Consider the following 16,478-nt stretch of genomic DNA (forward strand, 5'->3'; position numbering starts at 1 on the left):
TCCTCATTGTGCCGACGGGACAGACACGCCCCTGGATGCCGTTCGCGGCGGGTGCGAGGATATCAACCGACCTCGACCCATGCCTGCCCAGTGATCAGGGCACCGCGATTACTTTTGTTGCTCGTCGTTCGCCTGGCCGCCGACGAAGACGAATTTGTCATAGGCCCAATAGCGGAAAACCACCGCGACGATCTGGCCGACGAGGGTGCCGGAAATATTGTCCGACAGCGGCGTCGACAGGTCGAGCACGTAGCGGGAAAAGCCGAGACAACCCAGCTGCAAGCCGATGGCGGCCACATTGAACACGGCGTAGAGCAGATACTCGCGGCCGGGATTGTCGGTCTGCTTGTGCGCGAAGGTCCACCACTTGTTGCCGAAGTAGGTGACGACGGTAGCCACGGCGATCGCGATGATCTTGGCGGGCAACGGGGAGTGATACAGCACCCCTTCGCCGCCCCAGAACACGAGCAGGTTGTAGGTGCCCGCATCGACAAGGAAACCGATCGCACCGACCACGAGGAACGCCCCGCCACGCCGCAGTGCGGCGATCACTTTCGTGACAAGCGGCTGCTCGGTCGACACGGGTTGCGCAGAGCCGGACCGCTCGGGCAATGACACGGGCTGCTCGGGGTAGGACACGGGGCGACGGTACCCCACGGTCACACCTATCAAACTCGGTGAACCGAGCGCGCGCAGATCCTTGCCGGGTACGCGCTGCGCCGCACAGCCCTGTACCCTCCCGGTGTTCCCATTCACACCACCGACCTCGAGGATTGACCCGGGTGGACTCCACCGAGCTTCGTATCGCCGCCGTGGTTCCTTGCCACAACGAAGAGGCTTCGGTCGCCAAGGTCGTCGCCGACCTCCAGGCTGCCGTGCCGGGAATTGTCGTCTATGTGTACGACAACCTGAGTACCGACGCGACCGCCGAGCGGGCCCGCGCGGCCGGGGCGATCGTGCGCGCCGAGCACACCAAGGGCAAGGGCAATGTGGTGCGGCGAGCCTTCGCCGATATCGAGGCCGACATCTATCTGATGATCGACGGCGACGACACCTACGAGGCGTCGGCCGCGCCGCTGATGATCAAGACGCTGCTGGACGGCCCGTACGACCATGTGCTCGGCGTCCGCAAGCAGGAAGACGCGGGCGCCTCGGCGTACCGGTCCGGCCACGAGACCGGCAACAAGGTGCTCAACGGCGTTGTCGGAAAGGTGTTCGGCGAGAACGTCGAAGACATGCTCAGCGGCTTCCGGGTGTTCTCGCGCCGATTCGTGAAGAGCTTCCCCGCGGTGTCGCGGGAGTTCGAGATCGAGACCGAGCTGACGGTGCATTCGCTGCATCTGCGAGTGCCGCAGACCGCGGTGCCGGTCGGCTTCCGCGATCGGCCCGCGGGCAGCGAAAGCAAGCTGCGCACCTATCACGACGGGTTCAAGATCCTGGCGCTGATCGTCGGACTTGCCAGGCACGAGCGGCCGGTCGCGTTCTACGGCCTTTTCGGCACGCTGAGCTTCCTGGTCTCGATCGTCCTGACCATCCCGATAGTCGTCGAGTTCTACAACACCCATGAGGTGCCGCGCTTCCCGACGCTGTTCCTCGGTTTCACCCTGCTGCTGCTCGGCAGCCTGGCGTGGACCGCGGGCCTGATCCTAGACGGCATCCGTCGCTCGCGGCACGAGGCGTCCCGGCTGGTCTATCTGCGCTACTCGGCCATCAGCGCCGACAACCCCCACCCGAACGGAAATGGTGCCGCTAGCGGTGCCGTTTCGAGCGACCTGCCAGCAGTCGCTAGCGGTGCCGTTTCGAGCGACCTGCCAGCAGTCGCTAGCGGCGGTGACGCAAGCACCGGTGGAGCCGACCGTTGACCACCTCGGCCGACCAGACCACGACGGACGCCGACCAAGGCTCGTCATCTGCCGATAACGGGTCGAATCCGGCGCAAGCCCTCGATAAGCCCGCGAGATCGGACAACAGTGCCGCACAGCCGAAGTCGTCGGAGGCCGCCGAGTCGACGGGCACGTCGCACAACGCGGTCCGACGACTAGCGCAACGCATCGTGACCCGCTTCGGCGCCGCGACGGTCGCGTTCACCATCATGGCCGCCCTCTTCGGGGCGCTGTTCGCCGTGGTGACCCCGCCGTTCTGGGGCCATGACGAGATCACCCAGTTCGGCAGGGCCTATCAGGTCGCGCACGGCGGCTTCCTGCCCGAGCAGATCAAGGACAATCGCGGCATCGCCTACGGCGGCGATGTACCCGTCAGCATCACCGCGTTGATGGGCTACGCCCTCAACGACTACACCACCAACCCGGAAGAGCCGGGTGAGATGGTCGGCGATCCCGACGGCTACGACCGACTCGGCGGCGCCGAGGTTTCCTCGGCTACCGAGCCGGTCTGGTTCACCAATACCGCCGCCTACTCGCCGGTGCCGTATATCCCTGCAGCCATTGGCATTCGACTGGCCGAGCTGTCCGGCCTCGACGTCGCCGGCATGATTCTGCTGACCCGGCTCGCCGGACTGCTCACTTACCTCGGGGTCGTCGGCTTCGGTTTGTGGGCGCTGCGCAAGCACCGGGTGCAATGGCTGGCGTTCACCGTCGCCGCGCTGCCGATCGCGGTGTTCCAGTCCGGCACTGTCACCGCGGACACGTTGACCAACGCGCTGGCGATCATGGTGTCCGCGCTGCTGGTCAAGGCACTGTTCCTCGGCGACCGGCTCGGACGGTTCGAAACGGCGGCACTGCTGACGGCGACCATCCTGCTGCCGATAAGCAAGCCGACCTATGTGCTGCTCGCGATGCTCATCGTGGTGGTGCCGGTGCACCGGTTCGGGTTCGGCCGCACCGGGAACGGCGGCTCGTGGGCCGACGCCGGCTGGCAGCGCTGGATCCCATGGGGGTTCGCCGCGGCCGGCGGTGGGGTCTTCGCGGCCTGGATGAAAGTCGCCGCGCCGACCGGGGACGGCATGGGCCTGATGCGCCCACAGCACCAATGGAATTCGGTGAAGCCCGGCGAGCAGCTGCACGGAATCCTCACCGATCCATTGCATTTCGTGAACGTCTTCGGTGAGAGCATCGCGCTGCGGGACGCGCGGTGGTTCACCCAGTTCTTCGGTGAACTCGGCTTCTCCTACATCGACGTCCCGGCCATCTCGGTGTTGGCCTGCCTGCTCGCCTTCGCGGTGAGCATCGGAATCGCGGATCGGATGAACCCGGCCACCGCGACGTTCCGGCGCACCCTGATCGTCGGGCTCACCGTGGCGGCCAGCGTCGCGATGATTTACGTGACGCTCTACATGTCCTTCACCCCGGTCGGCTACTACATCATCGACGGCGTGCAGGGCCGCTACCTCGTTCCGTTGGCGATCATCGGGCTGGCGGTGCTGCTTCGGTGGATGCCGTTGCGACTCACCGGCTCCGACGGCAAGACCCCGACTCGAGGTCCGGCGATTACCGTCATCGCGGCCACCTCGTTCGCGCTCATCGCCGCATTGTGGAAGTACTACTCCATAGTCTGGGGCTGATCGTGACGGTTGCCGAACAATCACGTAACACATAGCGACCTTGAATTTGCCGAATAGGCACGCAGATCACAATCGGCACATCAATTCGAGATAGAAGTTGTGATGTCCGTCTCGAATCCCTCGCCGGGGCCACTACGGAGCGGTCCATCCCTGATTGCCAAAAGCACTGACAGCCAACACTTTCCAGAGAGCAAATAGACCACCTGGTCCAGTAGGTGAACGGCACCTTAATGAACAATCACGATTAATTCACCACAAATTAGCTGGCCTCGATTCTTATTACGGAGTCCCCTCCGAACAATGTGCATCGAGGTTCAAAAAATGCTGATGAGGAAATTTGCCGCCACGTCGGCGCTGCTGATCGCCGCGATCGGCGTGACCGCAGGCACCGTCAACGCCGCGCCCGCGGCCGACGAAGCGCCGGTCAACTTCACCGCGAACGCCACCGACACATCGACCATCGTCTCGACCGATGCCGGATCGATGACCGTCGAAGACAATGTATTCAAGATCAAAGCCACCAACGGCACCGTGCTGGCGGGAACGCCGCTGTCGTTCCGAGTCGACGACTTCGAGTTCCCGATCGCCGCGGCGATTTCGGGCCGCACCGCCACCCTGACCCCGCAGCTCGACATGGACCGCGCGGTCTACAAGCCGGTCGCCCTCCCCTATGAGGAGAAGGCACCGTGGAAGAGCGAGTACGACCGTGAGCAGGCCGCCTTCAACCGCATGAAGGACACCATCGCCATGGGCGCCTCCATCGGCACCCTGGTCGGCGGCCTCGGCGGCGCGGCCGCCGGCTGCGTGCTCGGCGGCATCGCGGGCGCGACCGTCGCCGCGGCCACCATCGTCGGCCTGTTCGGACCGTTCCTGCCCGCCGCCGCCGTCGGCTGCATCGGCGGCATCATCGCGGTCGGCGCCCTCGGCGCCCTCGCGGGCCAGATCTTCATCACCGCCCCCGTGGCGATCGGTGCGGCGATCCAGTACTTCACCACCATCAACCAGCCGTTCGCCGCGCCCGCCAAGTAAGGCGCGCCTTCGAACACACGAAACCCCGCCCGGCGAATGTGCCGGGCGGGGTTCGTGTTTCAGGGTCAGCGCGCGGGGCCGATCTCGGTTTCCCCCGCGGCGGCGTAGGCGCGTTCGGTCAGCGCCTTGTGCGGGCGCCACCACGATTCGTTGTCGCGGTACCACTGGATGGTCGCGGCCAGCCCGGACCGGAAGTCGGAGTAGCGCGGGGTCCAGCCGAGTTCGGACCGCAGCAACGACGCGTCGATGGCGTAGCGCTGATCGTGACCGGCGCGGTCGGTGACGTGGTCGAAATCGTCGGGGTCGCGGTCGAACGCCTCGAGGATCATCCGCACCACCGACTTATTGTCGAGCTCGCCGTCGGCGCCGATCAGATACGTCTGGCCGATCCGACCGCGTTCGAGGATGTCCCACACCGCCCGGTTGTGGTCGTCCACGTGGATCCAGTCGCGCACCTGATGTCCGGCACCGTAGAGCCGCGGGCGGACACCGTCGATGAGATTGGTGATCTGGCGCGGGATGAACTTCTCCACATGCTGATAGGGCCCATAGTTGTTGCTGCAGTTGGAGATCGTCGACCGGACGCCGAACGAACGGGTCCAGGCACGCACCAGCAGGTCACTGGAGGCCTTGGTCGCGGAGTAGGGGCTCGACGGGTTGTAGGCGGTGTTCTCGTCGAACGCGGCGGCCTCCGGGGTGAGGTCGCCGTAGACCTCATCGGTGGAGACGTGGTGGTAGCGCACCTCATGACGACGCACCGCTTGCAGCAGCGAGTAGGTGCCGACAATATTGGTCTGCACGAACGGCCACGGATCGGCGAGGGAGTTGTCGTTGTGCGATTCGGCCGCGAAGTGGACGACGGCGTCGACACCGCTGACAAGCTCGTCGACCAGGTCCAGATCGGCAATATCACCGTGCACGAAGTCGATTCGGTCGGCCACCGGCTCCAGCGACGCTCGATTGCCTGCGTACGTCAGGGCGTCAAGGACGGTTACCGTCGCGTCGGGGCGCTCGGCCACGGTCTGGCGGACGAAATTCGCACCGATGAATCCGGCACCGCCGGTTACGAGCAATCGCACTCCACGACACTACGTCCAGCGATGGGCCCGTCAGCGGCCGAGGCCCTTCGCAGTACTGGGAGGCGTTTGGGTCGTGTGACCTTCGTCTCACATTGACCTCGAAGCCAGTGCCGACCAGTTTGATTTCTAGGCATAAACCCTAGTCGGCGGACTATTTCCAAGACCCCACCAAGCTCGCAGTCGCAACGGTGAACAAAATTTGAATAAACGGTCACAAGCAATTCACCACGCGTTAGCTGGTCTAGATTTCGATCGTCTAGTCCCCTCCGAACGCTTCACACTGAGGTCGTAACAAATGCTGATGAGGAAATTCGCCGCTACGTCGGCGCTGCTGATTGCCGCTACGGGCGTCACCGCAGGCACTGTGAACGCGGCTCCGGCTGCCGACGCTCCGATCAACTTCACCGCCAAGACCACCGAAACCTCGTCGATCGTGACGACCGATGCCGGTTCGATCGTTGTCGAAGACGACGCACTGAAGATCAAGGCCGCGAACGGCACCGTCGTCGCGGGCACCCCGCTGAAGCTCCGCATCGACGAATTCGAGTTCCCGATCGCGGCCGACATCGCGGGCAACACCGCCACCCTGACGCCGCAGATCGATCCGGCGAAGGCGGTATACAAGCCGGTTGCCCTGCCCTTCGAGGACAAGGCTCCCTGGAAGTCCGAGTACGACCGCGAAGTTGCCGCCTTCAACCGTCTGAAGGACACCATCGGCATGGGCGCCTCCATCGGCACCCTGGTCGGCGGCCTCGGCGGCGGCGCCGTCGGCTGCGTGCTCGGCGGCATCGTCGGCGCGACCGTCGCCGCGGCCACCATCGTCGGCCTGTTCGGACCGTTCCTGCCCGCCGCCGCCGTCGGCTGCATCGGCGGCATCATCGCGGTCGGCGCCCTCGGCGCCCTCGCGGGCCAGATCTTCATCACCGCCCCCGTGGCGATCGGTGCGGCGATCCAGTACTTCACCACCATCAACCAGCCGTTCGCCGCGCCCGCCAAGTAAGACCGGTACAACGGACACCGCACAACCGAAATACAGCGCAACCCCGCCCGGCATCCGCCGGGCGGGGTTGCGTGCATCGGCCGCTGGCATTGTGGCCTGAACGAACTGGACTCCCGACTAGATGAACAAAAGGTAAATAACTCAGGGATGCCCCATTACTGAATGTTTGCTTTCCTGGGGCACCTCGCCCGGACAATTAATACCGAATGGAAGGACGCACAATTGTCGGCGCGGGAATGCGCTGCAGTTCAGCCGCACCGGCAAGCCCATCGACAGTGCCTCGCGAAGTCGCCGCGGACCGCGACGATGTGAACCCCGCCCCGGAAACTCCGGGACGGGGTTCGACTCGTCCGGCCGACCGTGATCAGGCCGTCCGAGCCTGCTCTTGCTGCTCGAGGCGAGCACGAACGAACCGCGAGACCCTCGCCAGCGCGGCCCTGCCCTCGGGGAGGCTGGGGAAAATGCTCATGAACGCGTGTACTTGGCCGCGCCAGAGCTCGAGCGAGTTCGGCACGCCCGCCGCGGTGAGCCGCTGCGCCATCAGTTCACAGTCGTAGCGCAATATTTCGTCCTCGGCCGCGATCAGCAGCACCGGCGGCAAGCTCGCCAACGCGCCATTGACCGGCGAGAGCATGGGATCGAGTCGGCGGTCGACCTCGGCGCCCATCCGGACGACCGCCGCGAGTGCGGACACCGGGATATACGGGTCACGCGCCGCGTTGATGTAGTCCCGCTTGGCCGCGTAGTCCAGGTCGAGCAGCGGACTCAGCCCGATCAGACCCGCCGGGCTCGGCAGCCCCAGCTCGATCGCACGCAGCGCGGTCGCGAAAGCCAGGTAGCCGCCCGCCGAGTCACCGGCGAAGACGATCCGCGCCGGATCCGCCCCGTGCCGCAGCAGCCAGCGGTAGGCGGTCAGGCAGTCCTCGACCGATTGGGTAATGCTCTGCGCGGGCAGTTGGCGGTAGTCGACATTCACCACCGGCAGTCCGGTGCGCCTGGCCAGGCTGGCCGCGATCGGACGATGGGTGCGCAACCCACAGACGGCGAACCCGCCACCGTGCATGTACAGCACCGCACCGTGCCGCAGCGCACGCGAGCCGCCCGAGGGCCGGATGACCTCGAGCCGGAAACCGTTCAGCTCCACCTGTTCCCGGTCGATGCCGCGTGGCTGCGGGCGCAATCGCGCCAGGGTATCGATCGCGGCGGCGCCGATGGGGATGGTCACGCGGGTAATCGGCGCGACCCGCAATGCCGGGCGCACCACCCCGAGGCACGCCGCCAACAACATCCGAGAGGGCGCACTCTGACCATCCGGATTCATCACCACACCGGGCTCGCCGACTCCGCTCGCTGACATCGCGCACCTACCTCACAACTGGCGCGCCGAGCCCGACCGGAGGTTGTCGCGGGCGAGTTGTCGACGCTGACATCTCACACAGTGATATTTCAGAACACCACGTGAACGTGACCTACGCAACAGCAATCGCCCGGCGCGCCAAGGCACCAAACATTCGTGATCAATTTGTGGGCGAGTCGGAACCTCCCCGACTCCGGGTCGGGCGAAACTGGCAGACTCCTCCCCATGCGCGGAATCATTTTGGCGGGCGGCACCGGTTCCCGGCTGCACCCGATCACGCGCGGGGTGAGCAAGCAGCTGGTCCCGGTCTATGACAAACCGATGGTCTACTACCCGCTCTCGACGCTGATGCTCGCGGGCATCACCGACATCCTCGTGATCACCACCCCGGAGGATGCCGACGCGTTCGGCCGACTGCTCGGCGACGGCAGCCAGTTCGGCATTGCCCTCAGCTACGTCGTCCAGCACAAGCCCGACGGCCTTGCCAAGGCCTTCGTGCTCGGCGCCGACCACATCGGCACCGACAGCGCGGCTCTGGTGCTCGGCGACAACATCTTCCATGGCCCCGGCCTCGGCACCAGCCTGAATCGATTCTCGGGGATCGACGGCGGTGCGGTCTTCGCCTACTGGGTGTCGGACCCGACCGCCTACGGCGTCGTCGAATTCACCGACGGTCGCGCGGTATCGATCGAGGAGAAGCCGAAGGCACCGCGTTCCAACTACGCCATCCCCGGGCTGTATTTCTATGACAACGACGTCGTCGAGATCGCGCGTGGCCTGCGCCCTTCCGCGCGCGGTGAATACGAGATCACCGATATCAACCGGGCCTACCTGGAACAGGATCGGCTCCAGGTCGATGTATTGGCCCGCGGCACCGCATGGTTGGACACCGGCACCTTCGACTCACTGCTCGACGCCGCCAACTACGTCCGCACCATCGAGCAGCGGCAGGGCCTGAAAATCGGCGTGCCGGAAGAGGTCGCGTGGCGGATGGGCTTCATCGACGATGAACAGCTCCGTGCGACGGCCGAACCGATGGTCCGTTCGGGCTACGGCAGCTACCTGCTCGATCTGCTCGAGCGCGGACGGGACTGGTGAGCATGGAGTTCCGTGAACTCACCGTGCCCGGCGCCTGGGTGATCACTTCGCGCCAGTTCGGCGACGACCGTGGCATGTTCCTCGAGTCGTTCAAGGCCTCCGAATTCGAGAAGGTGACCGGGCGGCCGTTCGACCTGCGGCAGGTCAACTGCTCGGTCTCCGCCGCGGGTGTGCTGCGCGGCATCCATTACACGGAAGATCCACCGGGCCAGGCGAAATACGTGACCTGCGTACGCGGCGCGTTCCTCGATGTGGTCGTCGACGTGCGTCCCGGCTCCCCCACCTACGGGCGCTGGGACAGTGTGGTGCTCGACGATGTCGACCGGCGCTCGATGTTCCTTTCCGAGGGGCTCGGCCACGCGATCCTGTCGCTGGAGGATCAGTCCACCGTCACCTATCTGTGCTCACTGGAGTACACCCCCGAATTCGACAGGGACATTGATGCTTTCGACCCCGGGCTCGGCATCGAATGGCCGAAAGTCGGCCGCGACGGTCGGCCGCTGACCTACGTTCGCTCGCCCAAAGACGCCGCTGCTCCACCTTTCTCGTAATAGCAGAACGCCACCACCGCGCCGGGATGGCGAGTGGTGGCGTTCGGCCTGCGATCGGCTGGAGGGGGTCAGCCGACGAGTTCGAGTTCCGGCTCCTGCTCGTCCTGCTTGCGCCGCTTGGGCAGGAAGGCGAGCAGCGCGACCAGGGCGCCGACGATGGTGACACCGGCGGCGAATTCCAGTCCGGGGCGGTAGGCGTCGAGCACCGCCGACGGCGAGGTGTCGGTGTGTGCACCCGAGGAGATGATGGCGGTGGTGACGGCCAGGACGATGGCCGCGCCGACCTGCATGGATGTTTGCAGCACGCCCGCAGCAAGGCCCTGTTCGTCGTCCTCGATCCCGTTGGTCGCCTGAATATTGATGGCGGGGAAGCCGACCCAGCCGATGCCGATCAGCAGTACCGCTGGCAGCAGCATCGTCCAGTAGGACGGTGCGGTATCCAGCCGCAGGAACAGCAGGTAGCCGATGGCCATCACGACCATGGTGACCGCGATGATCGGCCCGGTGCCGAACCGGTCGACCAGCTTGTCGGAGAAGAACGCGGACAGCACCACAAGCAATCCGACCGGCAGCAGCGCCATCGCCAGCTTCAGCGGCGACCAGCCGAGCGAGTCCTGCATGTACAGGGTGACGATGAACTGCCAGCTGAAGTACGAACCGGCCACCGCGATGATCGCGAGGCTGGCGCGGACCAGTGACGGCTTGCGCAGGATGCCGAGCCGGATCAGCGGGTACCTGACCCGCTTCTCCACCGCGATGAAGCCGGCGAACAGCGCGACGACCGCCACGAACGAACCGATGGTGCGCGCCGATGCCCAGCCCGCTTCCGGCGCGGTGACCACGGTGTAGACCAACAGCAGCATGCCCGCGGTGGACAGTAGAGCGCCGAGGATGTCGTGCCCGCCCTCCTCGGCAGCCTCGTCCTTCGGCACCAGCACATAGGCGGCGACCAGCGCGGCGAGCGCGATCGGCACCGGCAGCAGGAAGGTCCAGCGCCAGCCGACGCCGGTCATCAGTCCGCCGAACAGCAGACCGGAGGAGTAACCGCCCGCACCGAACACGGTGTAGATGGACAGTGCCTTGTTGCGGGCCGGGCCCTCGGCGAAGTTCGTGGTGATGATGGACAGGCCGGTCGGGGCGGTGAAGGCGGCGGCAAGACCCTTGATGAAGCGGGTGAGGATCAGCAGCGGGCCGGAGGTGACCAGGCCGCCCGCCAGGGAAGCGACCGCGAAGACCGCCAGCGCGATCAGGAAGACCTTGCGCCGCCCGAGCAGATCGGCGGTCCGCCCGCCGAGCAGCAGCAGGCCGCCGTATCCGAGCACGTAGCCGCTGATCAGCCACTGCAGGGTGGAGGTGGACAGATCGAGTTCGGCGCCGATAGACGGCAGCGCGACCCCGATCATCGAAACGTCGAGACCATCGAGGAACAACACGATGCAGAGCGTGATCAGCATGCCCCAGAGACGGGCTGACCATCTGATCGAATCGGTCGCCTGGGCGGCCGATTGGGTTGCTGCAGAAGTCATGCGAGGTACGTTACATGCGCACACATTAAATGCCAACACAACTAATGCACTTGCATTTAACTGCCGGAGCCACTAAGATGGGGCCATGTCGAAGGTGTCGACTCCAGACGCAGCCCGGCGCACCGTCGCGCCGACCGGGCTGGTGGGCGAGTGGCGTGAGCTGCTCGACCGACATGCGGCGGTGAGTTGCGCACTCGAAAAGGCGCTACAGGGTCAGCACGAGATCGGACTCAGCGAGTTCGAGACGCTGGACCGGTTGATCGACGCCGATTGCGGCAATTACCGGATGAGCGACCTGGCCAACGACATCTACCTGAGCCAGAGCGCGCTCTCCCGCGCCGTTGCTCGGCTGGAACGTGACGGTCTGGTGTCGCGCACCATGTGCGCCGATGATCGTCGCGCGATTTTCGTCTGCCTCACCGAGAAGGGCCGCACGGTCTACGAGCAGGCCCTGCCGACCCATCGCTCGATACTCGAGACCACCTGGGACGGTGGCCAGCGCTGCACCTAGGCAGCACTGATCACAATCCGGCGCGCACGTCCTCGATGACGGCTCGCCCGTCCGACGCGGCCGCTTTGATGCTCGCGAAAGCCTTCCGGTACCGCTCTGTTTCGAGTTCCTTGTCCAGGTAGATCGGCCCGGTGAACGCCTCGACGTAGACAACCGACGGCTCGGCCAGCTCGCCGGTGCCACCGTCGGCGAAATCGAGCAGAACGAAACGGCCCGCGTCCATGCCGTCGTGGTACTCGGAGTCCGAGGCAACCACCTGAATTCGCACATTGGGCAGGTCGCACATGCGCCGCAGGTGGTCGAGCTGCTCGGCGGTCACCTCGGGGCCGCCGAGGCGGTGCCACAGCAACGCCTCGCTGATCACCACGTCGAGCTGCAGCGGCGAATCACTCCGAGTCACCAACGCCTGCCTGGCCATTCGCAGCTGCACTCGACGCTCGATCTCGGCGGCAGGGGCGTCGGGGCGCCCCGCCGTAAGCAGCGCCCGCGCATAGGACTCGGTCTGCAACAGGCCGGGAACCAGCTCGTTCTCGTAGGTGGACAGCAGCCGGGCGGCTTCCTCCAACCCGATGTACACCTCGAAACCCTCGGTGATCACGTCGCTGTACCCGGTCCACCAGCCCCTGGCCTTGGTTTCCTTGGCCAACGCGGTCAACGGCTCGACGAGTTCGCTTGGCGCACCGTAGATCTTGCACATGGCCTCGACGTCCAGGCTGCGCAGCGAGGTCTGGCCGGTCTCGATCCGCCAGATCTTGGCTTCGGACCACTCGAGCTGCTGGGCGGCCATCCTGGTGGTCATCCTGGCCCGATTGCGCAGATCCCGAAGATGACGGCCGAGCTGTCTGCGCGGCATGGTCGAGCCCGTGGTGCCGTGCGGTAAAGCCATGGTTCCCCCTCGTGCCGTGCGTCATTGCACCCGCGAACCTCTCCCGTGAACGCGAGTCCGACGCTCCCTACCTGATGTCCGTAGTCGGAATCGGACATCCGAACAGCATTGTTTCACAATGAAACTCACAGGGAACACTCTGGGTGTCGCACATACGCCAACGGCACAGGCACGCCGAATGCGTTCGAGTGACGCCGCATGCGGCAATTCAGTTCGGTTGCTACTTGCGTGAACCGCCCTTGCGGAAGCGCCAGAACTGCACCGCGCGGACATCCTCGGAGAGCTGGTTGACCGGCTCCGCGACATCCGACAGCGCCTGGAACAGATCGTCGGCCAGCTCGCTGATGTGCTCCACCCGAGTGGCCAGCCGCGAGGCGTTCACCAGGAACTCCAGCAGCAGGCGGACCACGGCCGCGATAGTCAGCCCGAGCGGCACCGCGACCAGTGCGGCAAGCACGCCGAGCACCGCCGAGACCTGCCACATCAGCACGATCAACGCGATCGGCAGCGCCACTGCGAAAGCAAGGCCGAGCATGTAGGCCAGCGGCAACAGCGTCCTGGTCGCCGGGCGGTGGAACTGCACGTCGAGCAGTCCCCGCGCGGCTTCGACGCTCCACTTCCCAAAGGCGCGCGGGCTTTCGAAAGGCTCGGCGGGCTCCTCCTCGGTGACAGTGGAACGCGAGAACCGCCTGGACGCGGACTCTTTCCACGCGATCCAGCGCGATTCGGTGTCGTAGTCATCCGAATCCGGCGCCGGAACACCGTTGGACTCATCGGTCATGTCGCGATCCTCCTCCGCGACAGCACGACCGGCCAAGAGACGACCGGAAACCTGCCATAGCCGCTCCACACCGGGTGAGACGAATCCGACACTCATGAAGATCTTTAGAAAACCCGTAACACCCGAGCCACCCCCCGCCGATACGACCCATGAATGCAGCAGGACCCAGTTCATCGGGGAATGGAGAAAGACAGTGCGCACCACGTTTCCGACTTCCGTCTCGGCGGCAGCAATGACTGCCGCTGCGCAGGACTACATCCAGCGCGGGTGGACGATCGCTGAAACGACGAACGGGATCTGCCTGATCACGGATGCCGATCTGTCGGGCATTGAGGTCAGCGGCGAACTGGCCGCCGAAGTGCGCCGGTTCCTCCGCGCGAACAACCTGTCCGGCCCGGTGATCGAGATCCCCGGCGCGGAGCGTCGCGAGATCCACCTTGTCACCGGCCTCCGCAAGGCCACGATGGCGCTGGAGGCGCTGCGCGAGGCGGGCGCGACCATATACACCGACGGCGATGGCATTCCGCTGCCGCCGACCCAGCTGATGGCGGGCTCGGCCTGCTGGGGCATCTCGCCGAACGAGGCCCGCTGGATCCCGCCGGTCGTCGCGATCAGCGCGGCCGTCCGGTCGGCGAGCTCGCGCAAGCGGACCGCACTTACCAGCGTCGCCTGCTGAAGGCACCTGCATAGCGGGCAGGGTCCGCACTACCCGGCCCACCATGACCGATAACCGCGCTGCGGTTATCGGTCATTGCTGTTTCACTCTGCGTTGCCGCAAGCCATGATGGGGTATGGCCCAGATCACTGATCCGTCCCGCACGCTGCTGCGCACCTGCCCGCTGTGCGAGGCGGTCTGCGGACTCGAAATCACCCTCGATCCCGACGACCATGTGACGTCGGTCCGTGGGGATCGGCAGGATCCGTTCAGCAAGGGCTTCATTTGTCCCAAGGGCGCCAGCTTCGGGCATCTGGACGAGGACCCGGACCGGCTGACCGAACCGATGATCCGCGACCGCGCGACAGATACCTGGCGCACCGCGTCCTGGACCGAGGCCTTCGATCTCATCGCCGAGCGATTCCCCGCGATCGTCGCCGAGCACGGGAACCAGGCCGCGGCACTGTATCTCGGCAATCCGAACGCGCACACCGTGGCGGGCGCGCTGTACGCGCCCGTGCTGATCCGCGCGCTCGGCACCAAGAACTTCTATTCCGCGAGCACCGCGGATCAGATGCCCAAACAGGTCGCCAGCGGGCTGATGTTCGGCGACCCGCTGACCGTACCGGTGCCGGATCTGGACCGCACCGACTATCTGCTCATGCTCGGCGCGAACCCGCTGGAATCGAACGGATCACTGTGCACCGCACCAGATTTCCCGGGCAGGTTGAAAGCGCTGCGCAACCGGGGCGGCCGATTCGTCGTGGTCGATCCTCGGGTGACCAGGACCGCGAAGCTGGCCGACGAACACCTGTTCATTCGGCCGGGCAGCGACGCCTACCTATTGTTCGGGATCGTCCACACGCTGTTCGCACAAGACCTGACCAACCTACGCGTCGAGGTGGCCGGACTGGATGACGTGCGCGCGGCCGCGGCGGATTTCACCCCTGAGGTGGTCGCGGCCCGAACCGGGGTGTCCGCCGAGACCGTTGTCCGACTGGCCCAGGAGCTCGCGGCGGCGCCGACCGCCGCAGTGTACGCCCGAATCGGTACCTGCACGGCCGAATTCGGCACCCTGACGCAGTGGCTCGTCGAGGTGATCAATGCGCTGACCGGCAACCTCGACTCCCCCGGCGGCGCCATGTTCGCGAACGCCGCGGCGGGCGGCATCGTCCGAACCAAGCCGTTCCGCACCGGACGCTGGGCCAGCCGGGTCCGCGAACTGCCCGAGGCGATGGGCGAACTACCGGTGGCCACCTTGGCCGACGAGATCACGACCCCGGGCCAGGGGCAGGTCCGGGCGGTGGTCACGGTCGCGGGTAACCCGGTGCTCTCCGCGCCGAGCGGGGTCCGGCTGGACGCGGCCTTCGCGCAGCTGGACTTCATGGTCAGCGTCGACAGGTATTTGAACGAAACCACCAGGCACGCCGATGTGATCCTGCCGCCGCCGCGTCCGGTGCAGTCGCCGCACTACGACTTCGCGCTGTTGCAGTTCGCGGTCCGCAACTACGCCCGCTATTCGCGACCGCTTGTGCCGCTCGGTGATCGCCCCTCGGAGGCGGGAGTCGTCGCTCGGCTCGCCGCGGCGCTGACCGGAAAGCCGCACGACGGAGCCGATGGACAGGACCCGCTCACCGCGGTGGACGAGCTGATCATCGCGGGCACGCTGCACAAGGCTGGGCTGCTGGAGCGGCGGCCGGAGCTGATCGGCGTGAACAGCACCGAGCAGCGCCTCGACATGATGCTGCGCCTCGGCCCATACGGCGAGTGGAATGGCGGCACTCTTAATCTGCAAGCGCTGCTCGACAATCCGCACGGCATCGACCTCGGCCCGTTGCAGCCACGGCTGCCCGAGATTTTGCGCACGGCATCCAAGCGGGTGGAGCTCGCGCCGCAACAGCTACTCGAGGATGTGGCCAGGATGCGGGGCAGACTCGCCGATGCCGCACCGGACGTGGTGCTGATCGGGCGACGCCAGTTGCGGTCGAACAACAGTTGGATGCACAACATCGCGACGCTGGTGAGCGGGTCGAATAAGTGCACGCTGCATATCAATCCGGCCGATGTGGCGCGGCTCGGTCTCGGCGAACACGCGGTGGTGAAGTCCGCCGCCGGATCGTTGACGGTGCCGCTGGAGCCGACCGACGCCATCATGCCGGGTGTGGTGAGCCTGCCGCACGGATGGGGTCATACCGACAGCACGCAGACGGTCGCCAGAGACCACGCCGGGGTCAACGCCAATGTGCTGACCGATGATTCGGTGGTCGACGTACCGTCGGGGAACGCCGTGTTCAACGGTGTCCCTGTCACCCTGACACCGGCCTGAAAAGCACCGCCGCAGCCACCTCCGATGCCGACCGACCCGGTAACCATTCCGGTCGGTCGTCTTCCGGCTAACTCTTGGAAACCCTTGCGCTAACTAGGCATTCGATACATTCTCAAGTTGGATTTTGTAGATTTGCTCGGTGAAACCCATTAAGATGGA

Annotated in this window: 15 protein-coding genes; 9 read left to right on the forward strand and 6 right to left on the reverse strand. The window is 65.6% G+C overall.

Annotated features, from left to right (window positions below):
* Positions 1-108: 108 nt before the first annotated feature.
* On the reverse strand, positions 109-639 hold the full coding sequence (locus ACFQZZ_RS11465; protein ID WP_378677869.1) for a GtrA family protein: 531 nt from the start codon (positions 637-639) through the stop codon (positions 109-111).
* Between the two features lie 143 nt (positions 640-782).
* Here ACFQZZ_RS11465 and ACFQZZ_RS11470 point away from each other — a divergent pair, with 143 nt between their 5' ends.
* The 3 genes from ACFQZZ_RS11470 to ACFQZZ_RS11480 all read left to right on the forward strand — a co-directional run bounded on the left by ACFQZZ_RS11470 (position 783) and on the right by ACFQZZ_RS11480 (position 4,549).
* Positions 783-1,862 carry a glycosyltransferase gene (locus ACFQZZ_RS11470; RefSeq protein WP_378677872.1) on the forward strand — a complete coding sequence of 360 codons (1,080 nt, stop codon included), beginning with the start codon at positions 783-785 and terminating at the stop codon, positions 1,860-1,862.
* A complete protein-coding gene (locus ACFQZZ_RS11475) occupies positions 1,859-3,520 on the forward strand; it encodes a DUF2142 domain-containing protein (protein WP_378677874.1) in 1,662 nt (553 codons plus the stop codon). The genes ACFQZZ_RS11470 and ACFQZZ_RS11475 overlap by 4 nt, the downstream gene beginning before the upstream one ends.
* 321 nt (positions 3,521-3,841) lie before the next feature.
* On the forward strand, positions 3,842-4,549 hold the full coding sequence (locus ACFQZZ_RS11480) for a hypothetical protein (protein ID WP_378677876.1): 708 nt from the start codon (positions 3,842-3,844) through the stop codon (positions 4,547-4,549).
* Between the two features lie 65 nt (positions 4,550-4,614).
* Here ACFQZZ_RS11480 and rfbB read toward each other — a convergent pair whose 3' ends face one another.
* Positions 4,615-5,628 (reverse strand): dTDP-glucose 4,6-dehydratase, encoded by a 1,014-nt coding sequence (gene rfbB / locus ACFQZZ_RS11485; RefSeq protein WP_378677878.1) that lies wholly within the window; start codon positions 5,626-5,628, stop codon positions 4,615-4,617.
* Positions 5,629-5,923: 295 nt separating this feature from the next.
* Between rfbB and ACFQZZ_RS11490 the strand changes: the two genes are divergently transcribed.
* Positions 5,924-6,628: a hypothetical protein gene (locus ACFQZZ_RS11490; RefSeq protein WP_378677881.1), complete on the forward strand. Its 705-nt coding sequence runs from the start codon at positions 5,924-5,926 to the stop codon at positions 6,626-6,628.
* Between the two features lie 364 nt (positions 6,629-6,992).
* Here the strand turns inward: ACFQZZ_RS11490 and ACFQZZ_RS11495 are convergent, their stop codons facing one another.
* Entirely contained in the window at positions 6,993-7,985 is a 993-nt protein-coding gene (locus ACFQZZ_RS11495; RefSeq protein WP_378677883.1) for an alpha/beta hydrolase, read from the reverse strand.
* A gap of 225 nt (positions 7,986-8,210) precedes the next feature.
* Here ACFQZZ_RS11495 and rfbA point away from each other — a divergent pair, with 225 nt between their 5' ends.
* Positions 8,211-9,083 (forward strand): glucose-1-phosphate thymidylyltransferase RfbA, encoded by an 873-nt coding sequence (gene rfbA / locus ACFQZZ_RS11500; protein WP_378677886.1) that lies wholly within the window; start codon positions 8,211-8,213, stop codon positions 9,081-9,083.
* A 2-nt stretch (positions 9,084-9,085) separates the two neighbouring features.
* Positions 9,086-9,634: a dTDP-4-dehydrorhamnose 3,5-epimerase family protein gene (locus ACFQZZ_RS11505; RefSeq protein WP_378678421.1), complete on the forward strand. Its 549-nt coding sequence runs from the start codon at positions 9,086-9,088 to the stop codon at positions 9,632-9,634.
* Between the two features lie 68 nt (positions 9,635-9,702).
* Here the strand turns inward: ACFQZZ_RS11505 and ACFQZZ_RS11510 are convergent, their stop codons facing one another.
* The gene (locus ACFQZZ_RS11510) at positions 9,703-11,160 is read right to left on the reverse strand and encodes an MFS transporter (protein WP_378677889.1); all 1,458 of its coding nucleotides are present in this window, start codon (positions 11,158-11,160) and stop codon (positions 9,703-9,705) included.
* Between the two features lie 85 nt (positions 11,161-11,245).
* On the opposite strand from ACFQZZ_RS11510, the gene ACFQZZ_RS11515 reads away from it, so the two are divergent.
* Positions 11,246-11,671 (forward strand): MarR family winged helix-turn-helix transcriptional regulator, encoded by a 426-nt coding sequence (locus ACFQZZ_RS11515; RefSeq protein WP_378677892.1) that lies wholly within the window; start codon positions 11,246-11,248, stop codon positions 11,669-11,671.
* 10 nt (positions 11,672-11,681) lie between these two features.
* Here the strand turns inward: ACFQZZ_RS11515 and ACFQZZ_RS11520 are convergent, their stop codons facing one another.
* Positions 11,682-12,557 carry a helix-turn-helix domain-containing protein gene (locus ACFQZZ_RS11520; RefSeq protein WP_378677895.1) on the reverse strand — a complete coding sequence of 292 codons (876 nt, stop codon included), beginning with the start codon at positions 12,555-12,557 and terminating at the stop codon, positions 11,682-11,684.
* Positions 12,558-12,777: 220 nt separating this feature from the next.
* Positions 12,778-13,338, reverse strand: coding sequence for a DUF4282 domain-containing protein (locus ACFQZZ_RS11525; RefSeq protein WP_378677898.1), 561 nt, complete (start codon positions 13,336-13,338; stop codon positions 12,778-12,780).
* A gap of 193 nt (positions 13,339-13,531) precedes the next feature.
* On the opposite strand from ACFQZZ_RS11525, the gene ACFQZZ_RS11530 reads away from it, so the two are divergent.
* Positions 13,532-14,014, forward strand: a complete 483-nt coding sequence (locus ACFQZZ_RS11530; protein ID WP_378677901.1) for a hypothetical protein — start codon at positions 13,532-13,534, stop codon at positions 14,012-14,014.
* A gap of 115 nt (positions 14,015-14,129) precedes the next feature.
* A complete protein-coding gene (locus ACFQZZ_RS11535) occupies positions 14,130-16,319 on the forward strand; it encodes a molybdopterin-dependent oxidoreductase (protein WP_378677904.1) in 2,190 nt (729 codons plus the stop codon).
* The last annotated feature ends 159 nt before the right edge of the window (positions 16,320-16,478 follow it).

The sequence above is a fragment of the Nocardia sp. GCM10030253 genome (assembly GCF_042675075.1).
In the GTDB taxonomy this organism is placed as follows: domain Bacteria; phylum Actinomycetota; class Actinomycetes; order Mycobacteriales; family Mycobacteriaceae; genus Nocardia.

What these genes read in the sequence shown, in the direction of transcription:
- ACFQZZ_RS11480 (WP_378677876.1), top strand. Translation starts at nt 3,842, where the DNA reads ATGCTGATGAGGAAATTTGCCGCCACGTCGGCGCTGCTGATCGCCGCG.
- ACFQZZ_RS11490 (WP_378677881.1), top strand. Translation starts at nt 5,924, where the DNA reads ATGCTGATGAGGAAATTCGCCGCTACGTCGGCGCTGCTGATTGCCGCT.
- ACFQZZ_RS11495 (WP_378677883.1), bottom strand. Translation starts at nt 7,985, where the DNA reads ATGTCAGCGAGCGGAGTCGGCGAGCCCGGTGTGGTGATGAATCCGGAT.
- rfbA (WP_378677886.1), top strand. Translation starts at nt 8,211, where the DNA reads ATGCGCGGAATCATTTTGGCGGGCGGCACCGGTTCCCGGCTGCACCCG.
- ACFQZZ_RS11505 (WP_378678421.1), top strand. Translation starts at nt 9,086, where the DNA reads ATGGAGTTCCGTGAACTCACCGTGCCCGGCGCCTGGGTGATCACTTCG.
- ACFQZZ_RS11510 (WP_378677889.1), bottom strand. Translation starts at nt 11,160, where the DNA reads ATGACTTCTGCAGCAACCCAATCGGCCGCCCAGGCGACCGATTCGATC.
- ACFQZZ_RS11515 (WP_378677892.1), top strand. Translation starts at nt 11,246, where the DNA reads ATGTCGAAGGTGTCGACTCCAGACGCAGCCCGGCGCACCGTCGCGCCG.
- ACFQZZ_RS11520 (WP_378677895.1), bottom strand. Translation starts at nt 12,557, where the DNA reads ATGGCTTTACCGCACGGCACCACGGGCTCGACCATGCCGCGCAGACAG.
- ACFQZZ_RS11525 (WP_378677898.1), bottom strand. Translation starts at nt 13,338, where the DNA reads ATGACCGATGAGTCCAACGGTGTTCCGGCGCCGGATTCGGATGACTAC.
- ACFQZZ_RS11535 (WP_378677904.1), top strand. Translation starts at nt 14,130, where the DNA reads ATGGCCCAGATCACTGATCCGTCCCGCACGCTGCTGCGCACCTGCCCG.